This window comes from Nocardia sp. NPDC055321 (assembly GCF_053645575.1).
This window is the reverse complement of sequence record NZ_JBSHMS010000009.1, coordinates 300654-324756: the sequence shown is the minus strand read 5'-3', so window position 1 is coordinate 324756 and position 24103 is coordinate 300654. Positions and strand designations below refer to the sequence as shown.

General features: G+C 62.1%; 14 protein-coding genes. 8 read left to right on the top strand and 6 right to left on the bottom strand.

The genetic code is table 11. The annotated features are described in order from the left end of the window. Nucleotides 1-252: 252 nt before the first annotated feature. From ACWIGI_RS17390 to ACWIGI_RS17365, 6 genes are all read left to right on the top strand, one after another. Nucleotides 253-5067, top strand: coding sequence for a sacsin N-terminal ATP-binding-like domain-containing protein (locus ACWIGI_RS17390; RefSeq protein ID WP_454203400.1), 4815 nt, complete (start codon nucleotides 253-255; stop codon nucleotides 5065-5067). Beyond that, entirely contained in the window at nucleotides 5064-6983 is a 1920-nt protein-coding gene (locus ACWIGI_RS17385) for a UvrD-helicase domain-containing protein (RefSeq protein ID WP_454203399.1), read from the top strand. Before ACWIGI_RS17390 ends, ACWIGI_RS17385 begins: the two co-directional genes overlap by 4 nt. Next, entirely contained in the window at nucleotides 6980-10201 is a 3222-nt protein-coding gene (locus ACWIGI_RS17380) for a helicase-related protein (RefSeq protein ID WP_454203398.1), read from the top strand. The genes ACWIGI_RS17385 and ACWIGI_RS17380 overlap by 4 nt, the downstream gene beginning before the upstream one ends. Before the next feature lie 11 nt (nucleotides 10202-10212). Further along, on the top strand, nucleotides 10213-12036 hold the full coding sequence (gene drmB / locus ACWIGI_RS17375; RefSeq protein ID WP_454203397.1) for a DrmB family protein: 1824 nt from the start codon (nucleotides 10213-10215) through the stop codon (nucleotides 12034-12036). Nucleotides 12037-12374: 338 nt separating this feature from the next. Next, nucleotides 12375-13328 (top strand): NaeI family type II restriction endonuclease, encoded by a 954-nt coding sequence (locus ACWIGI_RS17370; RefSeq protein ID WP_454203396.1) that lies wholly within the window; start codon nucleotides 12375-12377, stop codon nucleotides 13326-13328. Nucleotides 13329-13392: 64 nt separating this feature from the next. Continuing rightward, nucleotides 13393-14250, top strand: coding sequence for an NgoMIV family type II restriction endonuclease (locus ACWIGI_RS17365; protein ID WP_454203395.1), 858 nt, complete (start codon nucleotides 13393-13395; stop codon nucleotides 14248-14250). Here the strand turns inward: ACWIGI_RS17365 and ACWIGI_RS17360 are convergent. From ACWIGI_RS17360 to ACWIGI_RS17340, 5 genes are all read right to left on the bottom strand, one after another. Then, nucleotides 14247-15398 (bottom strand): DNA cytosine methyltransferase, encoded by a 1152-nt coding sequence (locus tag ACWIGI_RS17360; protein ID WP_454203394.1) that lies wholly within the window; start codon nucleotides 15396-15398, stop codon nucleotides 14247-14249. The genes ACWIGI_RS17365 and ACWIGI_RS17360 overlap by 4 nt on opposite strands. A 192-nt stretch (nucleotides 15399-15590) precedes the next feature. Beyond that, on the bottom strand, nucleotides 15591-18425 hold the full coding sequence (locus ACWIGI_RS17355) for a Z1 domain-containing protein (RefSeq protein ID WP_454203393.1): 2835 nt from the start codon (nucleotides 18423-18425) through the stop codon (nucleotides 15591-15593). A 95-nt stretch (nucleotides 18426-18520) separates the two neighbouring features. Then, complete coding sequence (locus ACWIGI_RS17350) at nucleotides 18521-20047, bottom strand: ATP-binding protein (RefSeq protein ID WP_454203392.1); 1527 nt, start codon at nucleotides 20045-20047, stop codon at nucleotides 18521-18523. 139 nt (nucleotides 20048-20186) lie between these two features. Then, complete coding sequence (locus ACWIGI_RS17345) at nucleotides 20187-21155, bottom strand: lipase family alpha/beta hydrolase (protein WP_454203391.1); 969 nt, start codon at nucleotides 21153-21155, stop codon at nucleotides 20187-20189. Between the two features lie 75 nt (nucleotides 21156-21230). Continuing rightward, nucleotides 21231-21839, bottom strand: coding sequence for a TetR/AcrR family transcriptional regulator (locus ACWIGI_RS17340; protein WP_454203390.1), 609 nt, complete (start codon nucleotides 21837-21839; stop codon nucleotides 21231-21233). A gap of 129 nt (nucleotides 21840-21968) precedes the next feature. Here ACWIGI_RS17340 and ACWIGI_RS17335 point away from each other — a divergent pair, with 129 nt between their 5' ends. Together ACWIGI_RS17335 and ACWIGI_RS17330 are read left to right on the top strand one after the other, a co-directional pair. Then, nucleotides 21969-22739, top strand: coding sequence for an SDR family NAD(P)-dependent oxidoreductase (locus ACWIGI_RS17335; protein ID WP_454203389.1), 771 nt, complete (start codon nucleotides 21969-21971; stop codon nucleotides 22737-22739). A 217-nt stretch (nucleotides 22740-22956) separates the two neighbouring features. Further along, a complete protein-coding gene (locus ACWIGI_RS17330; RefSeq protein WP_454203388.1) occupies nucleotides 22957-23235 on the top strand; it encodes a hypothetical protein in 279 nt (92 codons plus the stop codon). Between the two features lie 69 nt (nucleotides 23236-23304). On the opposite strand, the gene ACWIGI_RS17325 is transcribed toward ACWIGI_RS17330, so the two are convergent. After that, on the bottom strand, nucleotides 23305-24075 hold the full coding sequence (locus tag ACWIGI_RS17325) for a TetR/AcrR family transcriptional regulator (RefSeq protein WP_454203387.1): 771 nt from the start codon (nucleotides 24073-24075) through the stop codon (nucleotides 23305-23307). Nucleotides 24076-24103: the final 28 nt, after the last annotated feature.

Sequence of the window (24103 nt, the reverse complement as noted above, 5' to 3'; positions counted from 1 at the left end):
CCTCTCGCGGATGCGCGCGCGATCATACGAACCCCCGGACTACTGGTCAATACCCTGGCATTCTCACCAAAGGCCATCTACACTCAGGCACCACATCGAACCAAGAAGGCGACCGATCAAGTTCAAAACGCCCGAAATTTGCTTATTGCGCATCAGATTGCACGAACCACAACCCAACTCATACTCCTCCGACTAGCATCTCGTAGCGAATAGACCCGTAACTTCATCCGATTTCGAAAGCGATATGAAATCATGACCACGCCCGGACAAAGCGTCCTGCACACTGTCGCAGAGCTGACAGAGCTCGCTCTTGCGACCTACTCCGTTAATCCGGGCCGAGTAGAAGAAGATGCAAACGGCGAGCGTCGAATTCACCAGGGCGGCTATGGCGACCGCCAGATTCTCGAGCTCGTCCAGAACGCGGCCGATGAGCTTCGCGAGGCACGCCATGCCGGTGGGCGGATTCATGTCATCTTGACCGAGAATTTTCTCTATTGTGCGAACGAAGGCCTTCCTATATCACCCGAAGGTGCGGAGACCATCCTCAGAATGGGCGTATCCAGAAAACGTGGAGGTCAAATCGGACGCTTCGGCGTCGGTGTCAAATCCGTACTCTCGATTTCACGGGCTCCTCAGTTCTTCAGTACAACCGGATCGTTCGGATTCGATGCCGAGTGGTCTGCAAAGGAAGTACTCGATGCAGTGAATCGCGGGCGAGACCGCAGGCTCCAAGCGCCACTCTCGACAATCGGCGCAACTCCGGTCCTTAGAATGGCACGGGCCCTCGAAGTAGATGCTGAACGCACCAAGGACAAGATCCTGAATGCGCTACTCGGCTGGGCATCCACAGTGGTGCGGCTGCCGCTCATCCCCGGTACCACAGACCGCCTGTCCGCCGATATCGCCGACCGGAATCGGACGATAGATGGACAACCGGATCGGGAGTTCCCCTATCTGTTTCAAGTGTTTTCACCCCACGTCGGAACAGTCATTCTCGAAGACCACACCGCGATGCCGAAGGTACGACGAGAAATCACAGTCACCTCGGACGATACATATCGCACAATCCATCAGGTCCGTGGTGGCTCGAAAGCCGTGACCGAACACCATCGCGTATTCACTGTTCCACATCAGGTCAGCGACACTTCGCGCTCCGGCGCCGGCGAACTGCATGACCGCGTTACGATCGATATCTCGTGGATGGTCCCTGCGTACTCATCCACCTCAGGATCCCCCTATCTCACCGTTCCAAACGACCGTGGAACATTTTGGTCATTCTTTCCCACGAAGTACCAGACCACGCTCAGTGGATCGTTGAATGCGGCATGGAAGACGAACGAAGATCGTCAGAACCTCCTCGACAGCAGCGATCTGAACGGTGAGCTCCTCCGAGTCAGCGCGAAGCTGATCATCGGTTCATTGGAAGAACTCGCACCTCAACAAGATCCGGCCGCCTACCTGCCGCTGCTGCCTGGACGAACAAAAGAATCACCCAACTGGGCATGCAAGTACCTGACCGACCAGGTATGGGATCTGGCGGCGAAGAATCCCTCGCTTCCGAACCAGTCCGGCGAACTGTGCGTGCCCAGCACCTTGCGAATCCATCGTGAGAAGCTCCCGACCACAGCACTCGCGCTGTGGCGCGGCTATCCGGGGCGACCCACCGACTGGGTGCATCATTCAGTCGAAGGACCAGGTTTTCGGCGAGGCAAGATGGGCCACATCCTCGAGGCGGCCGGCCACACGGGTACAGCCTCGATCCGAGAGTGGATCGAAGCCCTCGTCGCAGACCGATCTGCCGCCGCGTCCGCAGCCGCAATCCGGGTGCTTGCCTACGTCTTGGCCAATGATCCCTGCGGATCCGATGCTCCGGGAAGGCGCTATTCGACCGAGGCCGCAGACGCACGGAACGCCCAAATAGTGTTGACCGAGAACGGCGAGTTCGTCGCTGCGATTCAGGGCGAAGTCTTCCGACGCTCAACGAAGGATGGTCTGCGCGACGACCTGGTCTACATTGACCAACGGCTCGCCGAGGATCCCGAGCTACTTCCGATGCTCGAGCAGTTGGGTATCCGTGATGCGGACAACGAAGGCCGCTTCCACAGTGTCCTCGATCAAGGATTCGACGGATACACCGACGAATCGTGGGCTCGATTCTGGGAACTGCTGAACAAGGCCGGCGGGGCCAGCCAGTCGCGAGTTGTCAGCAGCCGAGTCGACGATGTCGCAACAACGCTGAAGGCCCGCACGGTAAGCGGAACCTGGACCCCATTGAAGTCATGCATGCTACCCGGACCGGTCGTGCCGAGCGACGGTAGCCGAGACGCCAAGGTGGCGATCGATCTGGGGTTTCACGCGAACGATCGATCCATCCTGCGAGCGTTCGGTGTCACCGATCGCCCTGAGACAGGCTATAACCCGGAACAGGATGGCTGGTTCCTCGAGTACACGGAGGCGATGTACGCGCAATACTGCGCGTCTCTGCCACCAACAACCCGCCCTGTGATGATCCGGACAATGAAGCTCGACGGCGGCACGACTGCCGGCCCGCTCAACCTCTTCAAGCAGCTGTCACCCGAAGGTCGCGCCGCATTCCTGGCGGCGATGCCCGAAGAGGGTCTGATCGAGAACTGGACCCGTCAGATCGGGCGGACATCAAGTACCCGAGTCCAGATCCCATCACCGATTCGATGGCTGCTGACAACCTACGGCTGGGTTCAAACTTCGCAGGGTATGGTCCCGGTGAAGGGCGCTGTTGGAACGCAATTGAGCGAACATGCGGCAGTCCTGCCGGTAGCCAAGATCAGTGCGCCCAAGGCACAACGCCTGCGACTGCCGGATCGTGTCGAGCAGGTTCCCTCGAACCGATGGGCGGCGCTGCTCCAGAAGGCGAAGGAAAGCACCGACGATTCCTTCGTCGGACGGACCTACGCAATGCTGATCCGGGTCGCCAACGATCTGTTGCTCGCCGAGTCCGAAGTCCGCTGTCGGGTGGGCGATCGCTGGGAGCTGTTGCCGGACAGTGAAATCGCGGTGGCTGTCACAAAAGACGAGTACCAGGAGTTGATTCGAGAGAAGCATCCAGCTCTGTTGGTCGACCATCCGGGTGATGCCGAGCAAGTAGAGGTCATGATCGCCGCTTGGGGCATGCGGGCCGTCGCGGATGTGATCGAGAAGCGCATACGGTCCGTGCCCTCGGGGCCGGCTTGCGCCCTTGCCGACGAGTTTCCCGCACTTCGGCAGCGCCTGGGTGCGCGAGTGAATGGGCTGCTCTTACAACGCTGCACCGAGATCGAGGAGGTCGTGCGTACTCCGAACGGTACGCGGATGACCCCGCTGGGCAGTGCACGCGACGAGCAGACCGTTCTGATTCCGGAGAAGGCATCCGCGAAGGAAGCCCTGATGCTCGCCGACCGCGAGTTCAACTTCGGGCTTGGCGCCAAGGGATGCGCGGATGTCATCGAGTTTCATAGACAACGGCTCGCGAGCGAAGAACTGAAGCAACGGATTCTCGCGATCCGTTCTGCCACAACGATTCCGGCCAAGCTGGCAGCGATATTGGATGATACGCAGCTTCGCCAAGGTCTGCCCGCGGGGCTCCTCACCGCCGAAGTGAACGACAGCGGACGACCGCCGAGTCTGGAAAGACTGGCTGAGCTTGCATACTTCGCCCACGATGACGGCGTCCTGCGTTCCTACGCCAAGGAGATCAACACCGTACTGCCCGATTGTCCGCACCGATTCGATGGCGGACCCGCCGCGCTGAAATTCGTCACCGACCTCAAGTTTCCGGATTCATTTGCAGGATCGCGTGTTCCATCACTGCCACCGCGTGAAGAGGTGCAAGGGCCGACCGATCTCCCGGCCCTTCATCCGTACCAGGAAGAGATCGCCGCGCGCTTTGTCGAACTGCTGTGCAGCGAGATTCCTCAGCGTGCGATGCTGAGTCTGCCGACCGGTGCGGGCAAGACCCGCGTCGCAGCGGAGGGCGTGATCCGCTGGGTGCGTGAGACCGGCGCTCCCCGTGGACCCATTCTTTGGATCGCCCAAACTGCGGAACTCTGTGAACAGGCAGTTCAGTCGTGGAAGTTCGTCTGGGAGCGGGTCGGGGCAGACCAGCCCCTGATCATCGACCGACTGTGGGAGAGCAACTCTGCGACTCCCGTCACCGGACGTCCGCATCTCGTTGTTGCCACCGAAGCCAAGCTCCGGGACTGGCTCGACACCGAAGACTACGCTTGGCTGCGGAATTCCTCATTGGTCCTGATCGATGAGGCACATGTCGCAATAGCGCCGATCTACACCAAACTGTTGGAGTCGATGGGGCTCACGTTCCGATCGACGACTCGACACCTGGTTGGATTGACAGCGACCCCGTTCCGCAATGACGCCGACCTCACCCACCGTCTCGTGCAACGGTTCGGCAACCGCCGACTGGACGACGGTGTCTTCGACGGTGATCCGATTTCGAGCCTGCAGCGAATGCGCATCCTTTCTGAGGTCGAGCACCGCGAGCTGCCCGGTGTGAATATGGCACTGGACAAGGAAGAACTGGCCGATTTGAACACTGTGCCGGGATATCTTCCGAAGCGCGCGGAACGTCGCCTCGGAGCTGATGAGAAGCGAAACAAGCTACTCATCAACGAGATTGCCGCCCTGCCTGCGGACTGGCCAGTGCTGGTTTTCGCGGCGTCGGTGGACCATGCGAGGCTACTCGCGGCGTCACTGAGTAAGGAGGGCATCCGTTCGGTGGCGATCGACAGTGCGACCTCAACGGCTGATCGACGGCGGTGGATCGGTGAATTCCGAGAGCAGAAGATCCGTGTCATCACGAACTACGGTGTGCTGTCACAAGGGTTCGACGCGCCGGCTACGAGGGCAGTCGTCATCGCTCGGCCTGTCTACAGTGCGAACATCTATCAGCAGATGATCGGCCGCGGGCTGCGCGGACCCAAGAACGGCGGCAAGGAAACCTGCCTCATCTTGGATGTTCGGGACAACATCACCAACTTCGACCATAGCCTGGCTTTCACAGAGTTCGAGCACCTGTGGAAGAGGGATCGATGATGCAGCACACGTCTGGCAGCGTGGTGAACCTGACCGAAGCACAACGTCAGATCGTTGAACAGTCCTGGGACGCCAGAATTCTCGTAACGGCCGGGGCCGGCGCGGGAAAGACGACAACGCTCACCTACCGCCTGGAGCATCTCGTTGGTTCGGAGGATCTGCAGGCCTCGGAGATTCTCGTTCTCAGCTTCTCCCGCGCCGCGGTCCGCGACCTGCGCGACCGCGTTGATCACCTCGCAAAAGCCGCTAAGCAAGTACGTGCCCAAACCTTCGACGCCTGGGCACTGAGCCTGCTCCGGCAGGCCCGTCCAGATCAGGAGCTCTCCGGTACCTCATTCGACGATCGAATTGAGATGGCGGTCGATGCTATTCGGAGCGGAGTGATCGAGGCGTCCGAGTATGGACCACCTGCGCACGTGATCATCGACGAGGTGCAGGACCTGGTTGGGGTGCGCAGGGAACTGGTTCAGACACTCCTCGGTCGCTTCGAAGATCAGTGTGGCTTCACAGCGGTCGGCGATGCTGCTCAGTCGATCTACGGGTTTCAGATCAACGATTTGGAGCAGCGCGCCGCTGAGACGAATCGGTTCTTCAGCTGGGTTCGCGCCACGTTCGCCGAGGATCTGGCGGAGTTCAGACTCGATGAGAACTTTCGTGCGCGCACAGCGGATGCTCGCACAGCACTTCCTTTTGGGGAGAAGTTGTCGATGTTGCCGATCGACCACGAAACCTCCTGTACGACAGCAGCCGGAATCTATGAGGAGCTGTCGGCCGAACTTGCCGCAATGCCAGACTTCGGCAAGCTGGACACGGCTTTCGTGCTCGACTCGTTGCGGTTCGCTGAGGGCACTACCGCCTTCCTGTGTCGAGACAACGGTCAAGTCTTGGCTCTGTCCGAAGAGCTACGTACTCATGATGTCCCGCATCGAATTCAACGGAAGCCACACAGTCGGCCGGCTCCCACCTGGCTGCTCGATGTAGTACAGACCGCCGGCGGAGCCAGAACCCTGACCGAGGAACGATTCACCCAGGTGGCGATGTCGGATCCCACGATCGATGACCCAGCCAGAATCTGGCGCGCGCTCAGGCGTGTCGCGAGCAGTCCGCGAAACCAGCTGGATGTGGAGTCGCTGCGCCAGGCGATCGCCGACCGTAGGATCCCGGATGAGCTATCAGGCAACGAACCCTGTGCGCTCGTACTCTCGACGATTCACCGGGCAAAAGGACTGGAGTTCGATCAGGTCGTCATCACGGAACCGAAGGCACTCGACCTGGGCTCTCCCACGGCCGATGCTCCGAACGAAGCCCGACTCCTGTACGTCGCGATGACCCGAGCCCGTGATTCCATGTATCGCCTGGAGGCACCTAATACTCGGTTCATCCGGAACGCCAGGAAGACCTACTCACACGTGGATCGGTGGTACCGCGGAGGCTGGAAGAAATGGCAACGCTTCGGCATAGAGGCAGGCGAAGATGACGTCTCCCGTGACGCTCCCGCCGGTGTCGTCGAGCTTGTCACTGATCCGGTGGTCGCACAGACATACCTTCGTCGAGCAGTCGCGGCAGGAGACGAAGTCGAACTGCTTCGCCTACACGAGCTTCCGGGAGAGAGTGGTCAGGCACCGCCATACGGGATCGTCCATCAGGGACATCCGATCGGAGTAGTATCGGAACGCTTCCTGAACGATCTCGGAAAGCTACTGAAGCCGAACGCTGAATTCGAAGTGCGCAGCTTCCCCCTGCGAATCGTCGGACTGCGTATCGACTGCGTTGAAGCAGTTGCCGGTCACACCGCCATTACCGCTCGTTCTGGGCTGGGAGACCACGGCGTATGGCTGGCACCTCGGCTGTGCGGGCTGGGACAGTTCGAGTGGGGCGCACAAGATTCGACGGATCAGGACGGAACGATCGCGTGAGCTACGACTCGCACTACCAACTCAGGTCCGAATTGCGCGCGGCGGTGCGATCCGACCTACTAGGCCCACAAGGCGGTTCGCACGAGGTTCTCACAACCGACGCACCGATTACCGCCTACCTGACCGGAATCCTCTTCCCGTTGGCTGCTGATGCCCGCAGGATTCAAGATGCGAAAGAACTCGATGGGCAAACGGCGCCTGATCTCGTACGGGGAGACGATGCCGAGCAGGGGATCAACGAATTCGATGTCTCGCCGGCGAACACCAGGAAACCGTCCTCGATCGGACTGACCTTCGCGGTGGCGTCGGAGATCACGTCGACAATTCAGGTGATGGTCGAGGCGGCCATGTACGCCCCCGAGGATGAGAACGGCTTGCCGATCGAGCCCACCCGCAGTGAGGCTCGCAGCACTGACCAGCAGCGAGAACGCTGGCGGCGCAAGCCCTTCGAATGTGAACCCGTCACGTTGGACATATCCGTCAGAGGTATCCATCCCAAAGTCGCGCTGCAACCGGGACTCGATCTTCGAGTCCGCGTCCGGCACCCGAACGACGCCGGGGTCGTCATCGTGACCGTCACCGTCGTCAATGTGCTGACAACCGGCGAGTTCGACCTGCAGGATGCATCTTGCTTCTTCCAACCGACGATCGTGGTAACCGGTCCACCTGGCACCGAACCATTTGTCGAAAGTGAGCCGATCCGAGACGGCATCGATGACGAGCAGACTCTGAGCCGACTCCTGTACCGGCACGCGCCCTCATTCGCCGTGGGGCATGGTTGTGCGGCCAGCTGGGATTGGCAGCCGCCTGAGGTGCGCACACCTATCGTCGATCGTGCGACCGTCCCTTCGATCCGCTCCGAGTTCATGCCGACTCATGAGGTACTCCTCACCGATTCGAACGCTGAGATCGACGATGCGGCTCTGGGCATGCTTCTGCTCGGTGAGCGCGAGCGGGACGATGTCGTACGCGCTTTGAGCGGGCTGCTCGATGGGTACCGGGAGTGGATCGGCGATCGGCGCGCGGACGCCGGGGCGCTCGCGGGAAGCGAGTACGAAAGGGTCGCTGGTGAGCAAATCCGGCTGGCCGAAGACGCTCTCGATAGGATGTACCGCGGACTGGCGCTCCTGCATGACGGCACCCGCCCAGAGGTGTTCCGCGCCTTCCAACTGGCCAATCGGGCGATGGCTCAGCAACGTGCTCGCACCCGATGGATCAAGAGCGGGCGAGAAGGCGTGTTGGACGTCGACTCCGGCCGATGGCGACCGTTCCAGATCGCGTTTCTGCTGCTGTGCCTCGAAGGAATCGTTGACGAGCATCACCCGGATCGTGAAGTCGCGGACCTGCTCTGGTTTCCGACCGGTGGCGGCAAGACCGAGGCTTACCTTGGACTCATCGCCTTCGCCGTGTTCCTGCGCCGGCTCCGGGATGGCGACTGTGGTGACGGCGTGACCGTGATCATGCGATACACACTGCGCTTGCTCACACTGCAGCAGTTCGAACGCGCCGCTTCGTTGATCTGCGCGATGGAGAGATTGCGAACGGAACAATCTGACCTCGGCGCTGAACCGATTTCGATAGGTATGTGGGTCGGCCGGTCGGCAACCCCGAACTCACTCGAGATGGCCGACAAGCAACTGGAGAAACTGCGGAAGAACCCTCCTAGTACCCTGAAGAAGGAAAATCCCTACCAGCTCCGAACCTGTCCGTGGTGCGGCGAGCAGCTGACCCCCCACGATTACACGGTGCAAGCCGACCGGCACCGAATGACGGTGAACTGTCCCAACTCCGACTGCGAATTTCATGACGCGGACGGGCTTCCTGTTCACCTCATCGACGAAGCTATCTACCACGCACATCCCACCCTGATCATCTCAACGGTGGACAAGTTCGCGGCGATTCCGTGGCGCCCCGCAACAGCGGCGCTGTTCAATCGAGATCTCGCAGGCCGAAGGCCTCCCGAGCTGATTGTTCAGGATGAACTCCACCTCATTTCCGGTCCGCTCGGCACACTGACCGGCTTGTACGAAACGGCGATCGATATCCTGGCCGCTCGACCCAAGGTGATCGCGTCGACCGCTACGATTCGACGCGCATCCGACCAGGTCACTCGATTGTTCGACAGAAGGATCGCACAGTTTCCCCCCACCGGGCTCGATTCCCGAGACTCGTGGTTCGCGGCCGAATCCTCGCGGGACAAGAAGGCAACACGCCGCTATCTCGGGTTGTTCACACCGAGCGGTAGTCAGACAACTCTTCTCGTACGTACCTACGCGGCTCTGATCCACAGCGCCCACACATTGGCATCGAGCGCGGACCCCGCTGCACTGGATGCATATTGGACACTCGTCGGTTACTTCAACAGCCTGCGACTGCTATCGGCAGCGGAGCTTCAGGTCCTCGACGACGTGCACGGCCGCCTGGCTCTGCTCGCCAAGCGCGACGGGTGCGACGAACCCCGCTCAGCTACTCGCCTGATCGAATTGAGCAGCCGGTCCGACGCAAGTCAGATTCCGAGCCATCTCAAATTTCTCGACCAAGCACTCCCCGATTCGCCGGAGGTCTGCGACGTCGTCCTTGCTACCAATATGATCTCGGTCGGTGTAGATATCGACCGGCTCGGATTGATGGCCGTGATGGGACAGCCGCAGACGACGGCCGAGTACATCCAGGCGACCAGTCGCGTCGGCCGCCGACATCCGGGCCTTGTTGCGATCATGTTGAATTCGGCGCGTCCTCGCGACCGATCTCACTACGAAGCGTTTCAATCTTTCCACTCAGCGCTGTACCGAGAAGTCGAATCGACCAGCGTGACCCCATTCTCCGCACGGGCTCGAGATCGCGGTCTACATGCCGTGCTCGTCGGACTGACACGGCTGATGATCCCCGGGGCAACAGCCAACGAGGACGCGGGGCGAATCGAGGACTTCATCGAACAGATCGACTCGCTGGTGATCCCACGCATCCTCGAACGAGTCGGTCGCGTCAATCCTGAGGAGCAGGCCGCCACGGCCGATTTCTGCGCCGAGTTCGTCGAGTGGTGGCGGGCTGAAGCCCAGGACCATGCTCACCTCGTCTACGAGGCGAAACGCGGAACAAAGCAGCGAGCGTTGCTGAGTGGGTTCGATACCGACTCGGACGATGACCTGGCTGGCTGGGCGACGCTTTGGAGCCTGCGCGACGTCGATGCGCAATCGACCCTATTCTTCGAACGCTGAGGAGCTCTCTGGTGACACCCCCACCCAGACGCCGCCGCGCCGCCGGCACGCCCGCGCCCACTGCGAGAAAACTCGGTGACGTACGCCGAACGCAACTCGTCACGACTTATGGCGTGGGCTCATTGGTGGCCATCGATAACGAGTCGTTCATTGTCGCAGGCCTTGACTCTTGGGATATCAGCACAGCCCCGGAAATCTTTGAACGCAGGCTCGGGCAAATCTTGGGCGTGCGATCCTTCCGACTTCCGCCGGCGCCAGACCCCGACCGCGGGACAGACGGTGTGCGCGCTCGTCGCTTTCCCGAATTCTATTCCTGCCCAACGTGCCATGCCCTCCAGCCCTATTCGAAGTTCAACTCGGAGCCAGGGTCAGCTCGATGCCAGGACTGTTCGGAAGAGCTTGTCCCCTCACGCTTCGTGCTGGCTTGCGACAACGGCCACATCGAGGACTTCCCGTTCTGGAAGTGGGTCCACCGCGGCGTCGAACGTGCCGGGCTGTGCGGTGGGAAGCTGACACTGCACTCTGACGGCAGCACCGCCTCGCTTCGTTCGGTCGTCGTCCGATGCAGTTGCGGAGTTCCCGAGGTATCGATGGAGGGTGCTTTCCGTGCGAAGTCTCTCAAGGATCTCGGTATCAGATGCGAGGGGCGACGCCCCTGGTTGAGCGGTTCGGACCGAGGGCCCTGTGATCAGCCGCCGCGGGCGATGCAGCGTGGATCCTCATCGACATGGCATCCAATCATGAACAGCGCGCTGTCGATTCCACCTTGGGGCGAAGGTGTGCCTGCGCTTGTAGAGAAGCACAAGCTTTTCGGTGCAAGCGACGACACTATTCGATGGTTCTTCTCTCAGCGACCAGGACTCCTGTCGAGTGTCGACGCCACGGTCGAGGATGTAATCGACGTCGTTCACGCGGCCGCAGAGGAGGACAGCAGAAACAGCGAGAGCGAAGTTCCAGTCGCCAAGTCGCACAGCAGACTTCGCCACCAGGAGTACGAGCATCTGGTGAAAGGCAAGCCCGAGAAGCATTCGGCCGCACTACAGTCGTTCGTCTGCGAGCCGCCCCTGGGAAGTCAGCGGCAGCTTCGGGAGCTCGGGCTGGAAGGCAGCATGCTCGTCAAGAGGCTGCGGGAGGTCCGTGCCCTATCCTCCTTTGTTCGCGGCGAGCTGCCCAGCTCTACTGATCGCGAGGAGCGCTACGCCAAACTCTCGCTGCGGAATGTGGACTGGCTCCCAGCCATAGAGGTGATGGGTGAAGGAGTATTTCTCCGACTTGATGAGGCACGACTGTCGAACTGGGAGGCGAACTCACTGGTCGCCGAGCAAGGAGAGAAGATTCGCCGGAATCATCTCGCGCTCTTGCGTGAACGCGCGGGTAAGAACACGGCAGCCACAGCCATCGAATCCCCGGTAACCCCAAGGTTGATACTCCTGCACACGCTGGCACACGCGCTTATCACCGAATGGAGTCTGGACGGCGGGTATCCGGCCTCGGCGCTGCGCGAGCGCCTCTACTCCGACGACACCATGGCCGGTGTGCTGATCTACACAGCGACCAGTGATTCGGCCGGAAGCCTTGGAGGTGTGGTCGCACAGGGAGAGCCGGAGAGACTGTCCAAGACACTGCGATCGGCGCTCGATCGGACAGCTTGGTGCTCGCATGATCCACTCTGTATGGAGGTCGCCGCCAGTGGCGCCAACGGTTTGAATCTCGCGGCCTGTCACGCGTGTGTCCTGCTCCCCGAGACAAGCTGCGAAACCATGAACGGCTTCCTGGATCGAGGGCTACTCATCGGCAATCCATCCGACGGCATACCTGGGTTCTTTGCCTCGTGAATCCGCGCCAGCTCCGACCACACCGGGTCAACGGCAGGCCGACCGGTGCGCGCGGTCGGTGGCATAGCACTGCGCCACCCAATTTGTGGCTGCCGTCGGGAAGATGGTGGTCGCCAGAACCTGAAGCCAGGGCCCGTTCGACGCGTTTGCAGCGCTTGAGCAGCCAATCTGCGTGTCATGAACCCGACCGGGGGTTCGGGATCGCGACATCGACGAACAGGAGAACTCTCTTCCTGACCGAATATCGGATCATGTGGTGACGACCCAAGTAGCATCACGCATTTGGAATTGGCCCGTTCTAGATGCGGAACGCCGCTGACCTCGACTAGATTAAATGCATGATCGATGACGAAGGCTCACTGTTCCCCATCCCTTCCAAAGGAGTACAGGCATCTTCCGCCGACGATATTGGTCTCCAGATCGTAACGGACTGGTTCCATGATCAGAAAGAAATGCAGTCCCGCATGGGTGCCGCACTTCGGCAATCATTCGATGAGGTGCTCGATGGCCAGCGAACGGGGCGGTTCGATATCGACCTTCTTGAGAAGACAGAAAAGACCTACCTCGGGACCAAGGTTGAAATATTAATTCGATCAGAATTCGGTCTCGAACGGGGAGGACAAAAGGAGATGGACTATCGAATAGAGGGACATCAAGTCGATTCCAAATTTTCGATAAATGGAAGTTGGAGCATACCCAGCGAAGCCGAGGGGCATCTGTGCCTACTTACTACAGCGAACGATCGGCTGGGCCTATTCAGCGCCGGAATCGTCCGAATCAAACCAAGCTCACTAAATCAAGGACGGAACAAAGACAACAAAACTACACTCAATAAAACTGGCCGTGCTGACATACGGTGGCTCGCCTTCAACGCACCGCTGCCTCGAAATCTACTTCTCCAACTCGATCCCGGAACTGTCGAGGAAATCATGCGCCCCTCCTCCGGGCAACAGCGAATAAACGAGCTTATCAAACGGGTTCAAGGAACAATCATCGATCGAACAACCGCAATCACAGTCGCTCGACAAGCAGACGGAATGAAGCGGTGCCGCGATGCACGCAATCAGTTGCGTGCAAAAGGAATCGTCTTGGTTGGACATCAAAGGCAAGGCCCAGTCGTGGCAGGGCAGCTCGGTCTGCCAAAAATCGAGAAAGGTACCTTCATAGCTGTACGCCTCATCGAGGTACCGGGTCCAACTGTCGAACGACCAGCGGCATTGTTAGAAGGCCGATACTACGCTGTCGCTTCGGCGGACGATCCCGAACAGCATGCTCCCTGGATCGAATCATAGACCGGGCGGACCCAATCACCCCTGAGAGCCGGCCAGAAATCAGTCCGGATGTCATACTTGGACCATGACCGCCCCTTTTACGGCTTCACTATGCGGATACCGCGATAAGACTGGCCATCCCTCAACATCAGACAGCAACGACAAGGGTTCTATTACTTGGGGAAACGCGCTTTTCGATGCACTTTCGATTAAACCCGGCACATCGGAGGTCCCGAGCGTCGGAAGTGCCATGGAAAAGGCCGCAGCAGACCATCTTGCGACGTTGCGACCAGACCTGCAGGTACTAATTTCGCAGCCCGCTTCGAAATTTGAGCAGTATCGGCACCTCGATGTGTTCTCTAAATTTCGAGATGCATACAAGAGTCCGAATGAACGTCTGACACAGATAGCAAGGTCTATTGAGCAACTACCCAAATCCAAGGTACTAACCGCCGCGCTGGAGATGCTTAAAGAATCAGAATCCGATATCGCATACAATCATAGCCACGTATCGCAGCTCCTGGATTTAATGCCAGAAGAGTCAATGCTCAAGATCGACATCACTTTATCTACGAAAAACGCCGAGGATCGTCTTTTGATCGGCCTTTCTTCCAAATGGTCACTTCGAACCGACCGCGCCCAGGATTGCATCTCACAGGGATCGAAACTTGTCAGCATGCGTCATGGACATATGCCACACTACGCGGTATTAACAATGGAACCACGACCCTCGATGCTAAAACTGATTGCATACGGTTCAGGATCAGTCGACTGCGTCTACCACCTAGCACTTCCCCAATTGCGTAGCGCAGCCGAATCGATCGAAAAAAACAAAGGCGAGCCTTGGCGCCCGAGAGTCCTACTCGAACGGATGGTTTCACAGCGGCGAGTTCGCTCATATGAGGACCTAGTTTCCGAAGTAATGCGACTTCCCGAGATTTAGCACTGCACTGGCATCGACCCAGATTCTTCAAACAAGGTGAGCGGCTCGTGCTGTTCGGCTTCTGCCGGAAATCCAGGAATCAGCCGGTAGTCACCCCGCCTAGCAGCCTTCCAGGTGCCGGCCACCGCCTTGTCGAGAAGTTTTTCATCCGGTTGCTTGCCAAATATAGCTGCACCAAGAATATGAGCAGCCAGGCGAGGCGGAATCGCGTTACCTATCTGCTGAGCAATGTCATTTCCGGACCAAGGGTAGTCACGTGGGAAAGTCTGCAAACGTCCCGCGTCTTCGATCTTAAGGTGACCAATATAGTTGTCATCCTGGTCAACCATACGATTCCGAGATACTTTCCCTGTAACAGTGAAGGCCGGTTCGTCTGAAGATCGACGGCCGCGGGCCTTAGGATCACCCCCGGTGCCGTAGTTGGAGACAACCACGAACTTGTCCTTGCGGCCTAAGGCCTTTCCCATAGAAACCCACCGTCGTCGGTCTCCATCAGGCTCCCCTACCGTTCGATCGAACTTGCGATGAGTTGCCTTGGGCCACAATGGCTGTCGCTCAAGGTTGGCTATGAGCACTGCGCGGCGACGCGTCTGAGGAACGCCGAACTCCTCAGTGCACAGGACTCGCGCATCGGCCCGGTATCCCCTGGACTCGAGAACCTCGGCGTACTCTTCCCAGACCGGAAGCACGGTCGGGACCTGTTCCAGAACAATTGTTTGGAAAGGATGACCAAGCTTCATCGACTGAAGAGCCCACTTCAGAGGCTCGAGTACCAAACCTGTCCGCTCGTCCTTCAGCTGCGCGATGTCGTCATCGACGGTTTTGTCTTCGGCGCCCATGCGCTTGACGAACATCCGTACCTGGTCCAGTGCTTCCCGACCTGCACCTGCGCCCGCCACCGAGTACGTTTGACAGGGCGGTCCACCAGTGAGAACCGTCTCCGTAAGATAAGTGTCAGGCTTGCAGTGACGAACATCTGCTTGAACGGTACCCAGCCCGGCCGCACGCCGCGTAGCACAGGCGTTTTCGTCGAACTCGATACCTGTCACTGGGACACCAAGCCACTGCGCCCCGACATCCAAGCCGCCAGGTCCCGCGAAGAGATCGACCATCTTGACTTGCTTCGGATCAGTGACGTCAGGTGGCATGACATGGCATCCTAGTCAACGGCTGGCAATTAAGCACAGCCCATCGTGGGTCGATTTAGTGGCACGTTCCCCGGAACAACGGAGACCCACGTCACATCGACTCGTCAGATTCGTCGTCGGATCGGATCACCCTCCGAGTTTGCGCCAGTTAGGTGCCGCAGCGCACTGGACAGTACGTATCCGGTTGGCACACTACGCATCGATGATTGGCGCATTGTTGCGTGAATCATGAGTCGTGAATCGAACGGTCCGATCACCCAACGTCCGAGCCGTGGCTGGTGCCACGAAACCGAAGCCCATCACGATCCGCCCCACATCGATCGTGCCCGCCCGGTTAGCGTCGGCGCGGGCGTCGGGCTCGATCATCGGATACAGCGTGATCGCGCCTCGACGGTCGGCTATGAGGCGTTCGGTGCCGACATCGTCCGAGTCGCCCAGGGCACCGGCGATGCGCAGCGCCACCCCGCGATGCTTGGGATCGCTGATGGCGCCGAACAGCGGAGCGCGACGCCGGTCGCGTTCGAACCAGGAGACGTCGGATGCATTCGAGCCGAGGCTGATTCGTCTGCCCGCCCGGTTGTGCTGGGGTGCCAGTACCGTCCAGTCGTCGACCATGCCGCGGTTCGTGATCTCGCGAAGGTAGGCCAAGTGGGGCTCGAACTGGCTGGGGGCACACCAGCGGAGAGACTCGAAGAGGGCCAGTGCCGCCGCGGCGGAGAGTGCGCCGACCCGGGCGGTGAACGCGTGGGTGCCGAGTTCGTCGCCGAAGTGGTAGGCGAGAGGGCGGGTTTCGACGGACAGGGACTCCAGGACCGGGAGCCAGAGCTTGGAGTTGTGGCGCAGGTCCGCGACCTTGTCGGGGTAGGCGGTCGGCTCCTCCCAGCGGCCGGCGCTTTGAATCTCCACCAGCTTCGCGTTGAACATCTTGTTGGCCGTCGTCGGCTTCAACAACGGATGATGCTGGGACACCAGCGGCGGCACCTGCGCCGGAGTCACCTGTGGCACACCGTCCACCGCCTCCGCGTACTGCCGCAGCTCGTTGCGGAACGACTCCTCGTCCAGGCACACCGCCTCGAAAGCCTTGTAGAGATCGATCCCCTGCTTCCCGTGCTCCTCCTCGCGACCGATGTACAGCCGCACCAGATCTCGGTAGCCCTTGCGGAAGCCGAACCAGCGGCCCATCTGCATCAGGGCCGAGGCATTCGAGGCGCGGCGGCGGAAGTAGGTGACGGTCAGGCCTTCCACGGTGAAGCCTCGGGAGAGCTTCTGGCCGCCGATCAGGATCTTCCAGATCGAGCGGCGGTCGAAATCAGCCGTGCCGGTCTCGATGTCCTTGTCGCCGTTGACCACGATGATCGGCTGCTGGTCACCGCCGATGTTCATGACCGCCGGGCCGATGAAGCGTTGGAGGTCGTCGAAGCTCGCGGGTACGGCATGGCCTGCCGCGCGAACCGCGGACACGGGAGCCAGGTCGGTGTCGAAGAGCTCACGCAGTCGTTCGAAGCCCGCGGCGCTGGAATAGCCTGCCTTCCACCACAGTTGGGTGACCCGGCCGAGCAGTTCGCGGTGCGACTCCACCCAGTTGGACTCGTGAATCAGCATGGTGTGGTGGCGGTAGCGGTCCAGGCCGACACCCTCGACCTCGGCGCGATAGAGCTTCATGGCCGCGGTCAGGACGAACATGTCCATGGCGCGGCGCAGCGGTCCGGTGTCGTCATCGTCGGTGACCACGACGTCGCGAACGTGAGCCAGTTCGTTCGAGTCCGCGACCGTGCGAATCTCCTCGGAGTCAACCGAATCCAGGTCGTGGAAGTCGGCCGCGCCCATGTACCCGTTCGGGCGCTCCAAGGAGATGATGAAGTCCTTGGGGAAGATATCCGCGCTGTCACTCGGGTCGACGAAGACATTCGCGTACGGGGTGGCCGTGTAACCCACGTACTGCGCCCGCGGCAGCAGGCTGAGCAACTGGGAGATCTTCTCGTTGATGGCGGTTCGATCGCCGTCGGGTTTGGGCTTGGAGGTGTTGACCGAGGCCTCGTCGGACTCGTCATCGATGATCAGAACGGGAATCTGATCCAGTGGAGTCCGAATCTTGTTGAGGTCTTTGACCAGTTTGGCCAGCACCGACTTGTTCTTCTTCACCACCATGAGCCGGGCCGAGGCACGGTGCAGGTTCACCGGGTCGTAGAGCGGCAGGGCGGGCTCCTGCTTCTCGAATTCCAGGGCGACGATGCCCTGCAGCAGGCTCTTGTAGTCGTCGTAGCGGGTGGTGAGTCGGTGTATGTCGAAGCCCCCGAGCACCGAGGGCGCGGCACCGAACTCGATGAAGTTCCTTTGGATCCACTCCGGGTCGTCCGCGTAGTCGGACTCGAACTCGCTCGCACCGCACAGCACGTTCTCGCGGCCGACCAGTTCCATGTCGAGACGACGCTGGGTTTGGTCGCGGAGCAGATTCAGGGTGCCGCCCAGAACGATGACGAGCCGGTAGCCGGCGTCCATCGCACGGGCGATCACGCCGGTGAAGTTGGCGGTCTTACCGGACTGGACATAGCCGACCACGAGCCCCTTGGACTGATATGCCTCGGGCCGAGTCGGATCCGAGAGTCGTTCCACCACACTCTCGGTCGCCATATCGAGCGCCGTGATCGCGTGGTCGGGCCAGCCCTTTCGGCTCAACAGCTCGGCGTACATCGGCCAGTAGAACGGGCGGCTCTGATGCGTCGAGTACCAGGGCACGAACTCGCTGCTGATGACGACCGGCTTGGGCGCGGTGATCACCGGAGCCGCAGCGTCGAGGAGCTTCGCCGTGGTCGGGTCCAGCTCGAGCTGACGATAGATGTCGGCACGCCGCGCATCCGTTGCCGCGGATGCCTCGGACCACACCACCGAGTTCGCGAAGTCCCAGGCGCGCAGCTGCTTACGCCACATGTCGACGAGTTGTCCACTAGCGGGCAGGATTTCCTGACGGAAGTCCTCTTCCCGCGCGAACACCTCAGCCCCCGGCAAATCCTCCGCCTGATACCGCATAGCCCGCTCCAGCCGCTTCGGCCGGCTCCCCGCCATATCGGCCAAAACCGCCGTATGCAGCGCGATTCGAAGGTCGTTGCTCATGATTCCCCGCCCTACGCTTCCAGTCGACTCTGCTCGGCCCGCGCCGCCGCCGTCAGCACTGACTGCCACAGCGCCAGCGTGTCCTTCTCTCGGCTCCCGGCGCGTTCGCGCTGGAAGACCTCGTGCAGCATCAGATACAGCAGCGACTTGATCACCGGGGCGTCGTTCAGGCCGCCGCGGCGGCCGCCCAGGATCGCCGCGCGATAGCGCTGGTTCAGCAGGATCGCGCGGCCTTCGCGGTCCAGGTCGAAGAAGGCGTCGGTCTCGAAGGGCTCCCAGCGCAGAGCTATCGGCTCCTCGCCGATCAGGTACGGGAGCTCCTCGGAGATCGCCTCGCGGACCGAGGAATCCAGGCCCTTGCCCGGGGGAATCACCGGCTTGCGTTCCACCCCCGCGCGTTTGCGGGCCTCGCGGTAGGTGTGGTCGGCGGCGGTGAGGTACTCGGAGAACTTCGTGCCGGTGTCGTCCACGGCCGTATCGAGGGCGGCGATGAACTCCGGCGACACCTCCACGCCGTCCTTCTTCACCGTCAGGCGGAACGTGTCCCCCGCGTCCGGCGGCAGCTCCACCGCCACCCGTGCCAGCACCAGATGCTGCTCGGGCTGGCGGTAGTTGTTCCAGCCGCCCGCCTGGACCAGGCGGTCGTTGCGATACAGGTAGAACCCCTGCGTGCTCTGCAGCGAACCGATCGCGCGGAACTGGGGCAGCGACGACTTCGGGGGCCAGATGTGGGCGGACAATTGAGTGCGGCCCGCGGCGGGGAGGTCCACGGTGAACGTGCGGGGGAACTCGGGGTTGCCGGTCACCGGATAGCCGAACGGATCCACCGGTAGCACACCGAAGTCCATGACCAACGTCCCGGACGTGATGTCCTCCACCGCGATGGTGATGTTGAAATCCTCGCGCGCCAGGTAGCGATGCAGCTGCAGGCCCAGGTGCATGCTCAGCGAATTGATCGTGCGGGACAGGTAGCGCTCGGTCTGTTCCAGACCGCCGTTGCGCGGGAAGTCCTTCACCCCGTCCCAGCGCACCACCGTGCCCTGCCAGGTGATCGGGTTGCCGTGGTAGCGGTCGATCAGCTGCTGGGCGTAGCCGGGTTCGACTATGTCGCACTGGAACCCGGACTTGGCGTGCTCCATCACCCACTGCCTGCCCACGGGGCGGCTGGTGCGGGTGCGGCTGACCACCGTCACCGCCGCGGCGTGACTCAGCGAGGCGGACTTGAGGCCCGTGCCGAACATGCCGAGCGAGCCCTCGCGGTAGTCCCGGCGCCCGCCGACGGTCATGGCGACATCGAGCTCGTCCTCGCTCATGCCGCGGCCGTCGTCGATGATCAGCAGGCTGACCAGTCGATCGCCGTCGCGCAGGAAGTGGATGACCACGTCCCGCGCGCCGGCGTCGATGGAATTGTCGACCAGATCGGCGATGGCGGCGTCGAATCCGTATCCCTGACTGGTCAGGGCTTCCATATAGCGCGCGTCGGGTGGAAGACGTTTGCTCCCGATTGTCGGAACGTCGAACTTCCACGCCTGCGCCATGAACCACCCCGGAGAACAAGTAACACCCGAACGAGCACTCTAGCCAATGTTTCGCGACTCGGGTTGCCGCGTTACCGAATACGCGTGGGTAACCGATCAATTGACCGATCTACACGAATCCCGGGTGTGTCGGAGGGGCTCAGATATACGGGCTCGGACTTGGCGCGCACGGGATTTCGGCCACCGACCCCGGGGTGAAGGTGTTCAGCATCAGCGCCGCCACCGTCGGATCCACCGACACGCTGTTGTGGCCCGCGAAGTTCACCGGGCAGACGTCCTGCAACACGATGTTCGTCGCGTTCGGGGCCTCGCGCACGCCGCTGGTGTACGGCACGACCTCGGTGTCGGCGCGGGTCACCAGGTTCGTGTACTGCACGCCGGGGGCGTAAACGCCTGCGGCCTGCAGGTTCTTGATGAAGTCCGAGACCGGGAGCATGTCCACGCAGCCCTGGCAGATCGGGCGCAAGGCGTCGAAGACGGCCTGGTCGACGCCCAGGCCGGCCGCCGCGTTCACCACCGGGTCCGCGACGTGGGTGCCCGCCCAGATCGGCACGAGGTTGAAGGACTTGGACACCACCTGATCGCCGCCGTTGAACAGCAGGTAGTGCGCGCCCACCAGGGTGCCCTCGGACCAGGTCAGCAGGTTGACCTTCGAGGCGCCGGTCGAGGCCAGGACCCGGTTGACGAAATCGCGTAACTCGTTGCTGGACTGCGGGATCGGCTCCATACCGCCCATACCCGCGATCGCGCCGCTCTGGCTCGGATAGATGCCGTAGGTGACCGAGTAGACGCAGTAGCCGTTGTTGTGCAGCAGCGGCGCCATGGCGGGCCAGCCCGCGCCGTTGCCCAGGACGCCGTGCACCAGGACCACCGGTTCGGGGTGGGCGTCGTCGGGGACGCAGGACCAGTCGTTCGCGCCGGGCGGGTCGAACGGGGCCTTCGCGGTGTTCGCGTCGATGAACCATTGCGCGACGGAGTAATTGACCGGGAGTTGCTCGGGCTCGGCGGCCGCGGTGCCCGAGGCCAGGAACAGGCCCGTCACCGCCGCCAGGGAAAGGGTTATGCGACTACAGATTCGATGCAACTCGATGCCTCCGCTGGTCGACACGGACAGTGGGTAGCCAGAAGATCGCTCGGCGTACCTTATCGGTCGAAAACCAGCGGAATGGGGACGAAACGCCGATCAGATACCGGCGCCGAGCGCCCGCATGCAGCGCACGACGAGCGCGGCGGGGTCGACCGGATCGGACGGGGACGCGACCGCCCATTCCTCGAGCGCGATGCGAATCGCGCCCGCGGCCGCGGCGGCGAGCAGGCGCAGGCGGACCGGATCCGCGTCCGGACCGGCCAATTCGGCCAGGACCGTGCGCAATTCGCGTTCGCCGTCGAGATTGATGCGATGCCACACGTCCCGCAGCGCGGGGTCGTTCTCCATGGCGCGCAACAGTCCCCGGGTGAGCTCGAAGTCCTCGCCGTCGGCGATGCTCAGCGCGCGCACCGCGGCGGCCTCGAGTTCGCCGAGGGTCGGCAGCCGGCGCGGGCCCGCCGCGATCGTCTCGAACCAGCGCTGCGCGCCGGTGGTGAGCATCGGCTCGACGGCGTCCTGTTTGGTGCGCGCGTAGCGGTAGAAGGTGCGCAGGCCCACCCCCGACGCCGCGGCGATCTGTTCCGCGGTGACCTCGGCGGTGCCGTGTTCGGCGAACAGGCGCGCGGCGGTGCGCGCGATGTCCAGGCGCGTCTCGGCGCGACGACGTTCGGCCAGCGAGGGACGGCCGGGCTCCGAGGCGGGCATGCGGATCCTTTGCTCGGTGAGTGGTCGGACTCATCCTAGTCTTCGGATGCCAGCATGGCACGACGTGCCACTCAGGCGTAACGTGTCAGTCAGTGGGGCGGGGCGAGACAGACAGAGGAGAAGTTCGCAATGGAGCGTTTCACCGATCGCCGAGTACTGATCACCGGCGCGGGTTCGGGCATCGGCCGGGCCACCGTGCACCGGGTCCTGTCCGAGGGCGGGCAGGTCGTCGCGGCCGACATCAACGAGGCCGGGCTCGCCGAGACCGCGAAGCAGGCCACCGACCAGGGGCACGCCGATCGACTGCGGACCGTCGCGATCGACATCGGCGACGAGGAGTCGGTGCGAGCGGGCGTGGCCACCGCCGTCGAGACGCTCGGCGGCATCGACGCGCTGATCAACGCCGCGGGCATCCTGCGCTCGGCGCACACCCACGAGATGTCCCTCGACGACTTCAACAGGATCATCACCGTGAACCTCACCGGCACCTTCCTCATGATTCGCGAAGCGCTGCCCGCACTGCTGGCCTCGGACAAGGGCGTGATCGTCAACTTCACCTCCACCTCCGCGTTCTTCGCGCACCCCTACATGAGCGCCTACGCCGCGTCCAAGGGCGGCATCATGTCCATGACGCACGCGCTGGCCGCCGAGTACAGCAAGCAGGGACTGCGCGTGGTCGCCGTCGCGCCGGGTTCGATCTCCAGCGACATGACCGACGGCCGCGGGCCCGGCCTGCCCGAGGACGCCGACCTGAGCCTGTTCATGAAGCTCGCGCCCGGCATAGGGCAGGGCTTCGCCTCCCCGGACACCGTGGCCGGCGTGGTCGCCATGCTCGCCTCCGACGACGGCGCGTTCATCACCGGCACCGAGATCCGCATCGACGGCGGCACGCACTACTGATCGCCTCGAGTGTCCGAAATGTCCAGTGGGGTTGGCGCGCCGTGAAATTCAGGGAAACCCCCGGAGAAGACTCATCCCGAAGGTGTACGCCGGCCCTGAACTATCTGTGAATCTGCTGCGGACTGTGTTTTTCCGGTAGCTCGATGAGGCACAGTGTGTGTCCATGAGCACTACGAAATTTGTTTCCGCACAAAAGATTATTGCTCGGATAGCCATCGTGGGCGCGGTCGCTGCGGTACCCCTTGCCGCAGCGGCAGCGCCGGCCCTGGCGGATGTTCCGCTCGATACCCAGGTCACCGAGGTGTCCCGGCCGCACGGGCCCGACCGCAACGATCGCAACCCCTGGCCCGGCTGGAACGCCGACAATCCGTGGGCGAACAACGGCAATCACCATCACCACGGCCGCTGGCACGACGACGGTGATCGCAAGCCGGGCTGGCGTGACGACAACAACTGGCGGCAGTTCGTGCCGCGCGGAGCGTTCGGCAGCAGCTGAACCTACGAGAAAGGCCCGGCGCCTGTTGGGGGCGCCGGGCCTTTTCGTTGTGGCGGATCGTGGGGCTGATCAGGCCGTGAGAGCCGCTGCCACACCGTCGAGGATCAATTCCAGTCCGAAGTGGAAGTCCTCGCTCATCGAATCCCCGGAATCGGGCGGGCCGGAATCGGCTTCCGCCGGAATCGAATCGAAGAGTCCGGACCCGAAAAGCGCCGCGACATCGGGAAATCGATCGGCGTCGATGAGCCCGGTCAGATCCCGGCTGTAGTTCCGCAGCGCCTGTGACTCGTCCACCGCGGCGGCGGTCCAACTGGCCCGGAGTTGGCGGTCCAATTCGGAAGCCTGGCGAACGTATCCGCCGAGCACGGTGATCACACCGATCTTCGCGCCCCAATCCAAGGCGGTCGGGCGCAGCGCGCGCAGACCCGCGTCCATCCAGGCGATGGCGTGCGGGCCGCGCGGCGGGCCGGTGATGGGCCACTGCGCGAGCCACGGGTGGGCGCGGAACACCGCGCACTGCGCCAGCGCCCACGCGCGTGTGTCGGTTCGCCACTCCCCCTGAGCCACGAGCGAATCCGGCACCGGCCCGAAGGCGGCGTCGCCCATCAGCGCGACGAGTTCGTCCTTGGACCCGACGTGCCGGTACAGCGACATCGGCGTGACGCTCAGCGCCGCCGCGATTTTCGGGAGCGTCGCCCCGGCGGGCCCGTCCCGGTCGGCCAGCGCGACGGCCGTCGCGACGATCCTGTCCGCGTCCAGTTCCGCGCGTCGGCCCAGCCGGGAGCCGGTGTTCAGCCGCCACAGCCGCGCCAGGTCATCGGGTATCCCACGGTCCGCCAACGATGCCTCCGATCACAGACTCTGCGAC

What these genes read in the sequence shown, in the direction of transcription:
- ACWIGI_RS17360 (WP_454203394.1), bottom strand. Translation starts at nt 15,398, where the DNA reads ATGCCACCTGACGTCACTGATCCGAAGCAAGTCAAGATGGTCGATCTC.
- ACWIGI_RS17335 (WP_454203389.1), top strand. Translation starts at nt 21,969, where the DNA reads ATGGAGCGTTTCACCGATCGCCGAGTACTGATCACCGGCGCGGGTTCG.
- ACWIGI_RS17340 (WP_454203390.1), bottom strand. Translation starts at nt 21,839, where the DNA reads ATGCCCGCCTCGGAGCCCGGCCGTCCCTCGCTGGCCGAACGTCGTCGC.
- ACWIGI_RS17350 (WP_454203392.1), bottom strand. Translation starts at nt 20,047, where the DNA reads ATGGCGCAGGCGTGGAAGTTCGACGTTCCGACAATCGGGAGCAAACGT.
- ACWIGI_RS17385 (WP_454203399.1), top strand. Translation starts at nt 5,064, where the DNA reads ATGATGCAGCACACGTCTGGCAGCGTGGTGAACCTGACCGAAGCACAA.
- ACWIGI_RS17355 (WP_454203393.1), bottom strand. Translation starts at nt 18,425, where the DNA reads ATGCGGTATCAGGCGGAGGATTTGCCGGGGGCTGAGGTGTTCGCGCGG.
- ACWIGI_RS17365 (WP_454203395.1), top strand. Translation starts at nt 13,393, where the DNA reads ATGACCGCCCCTTTTACGGCTTCACTATGCGGATACCGCGATAAGACT.
- ACWIGI_RS17390 (WP_454203400.1), top strand. Translation starts at nt 253, where the DNA reads ATGACCACGCCCGGACAAAGCGTCCTGCACACTGTCGCAGAGCTGACA.
- ACWIGI_RS17370 (WP_454203396.1), top strand. Translation starts at nt 12,375, where the DNA reads ATGATCGATGACGAAGGCTCACTGTTCCCCATCCCTTCCAAAGGAGTA.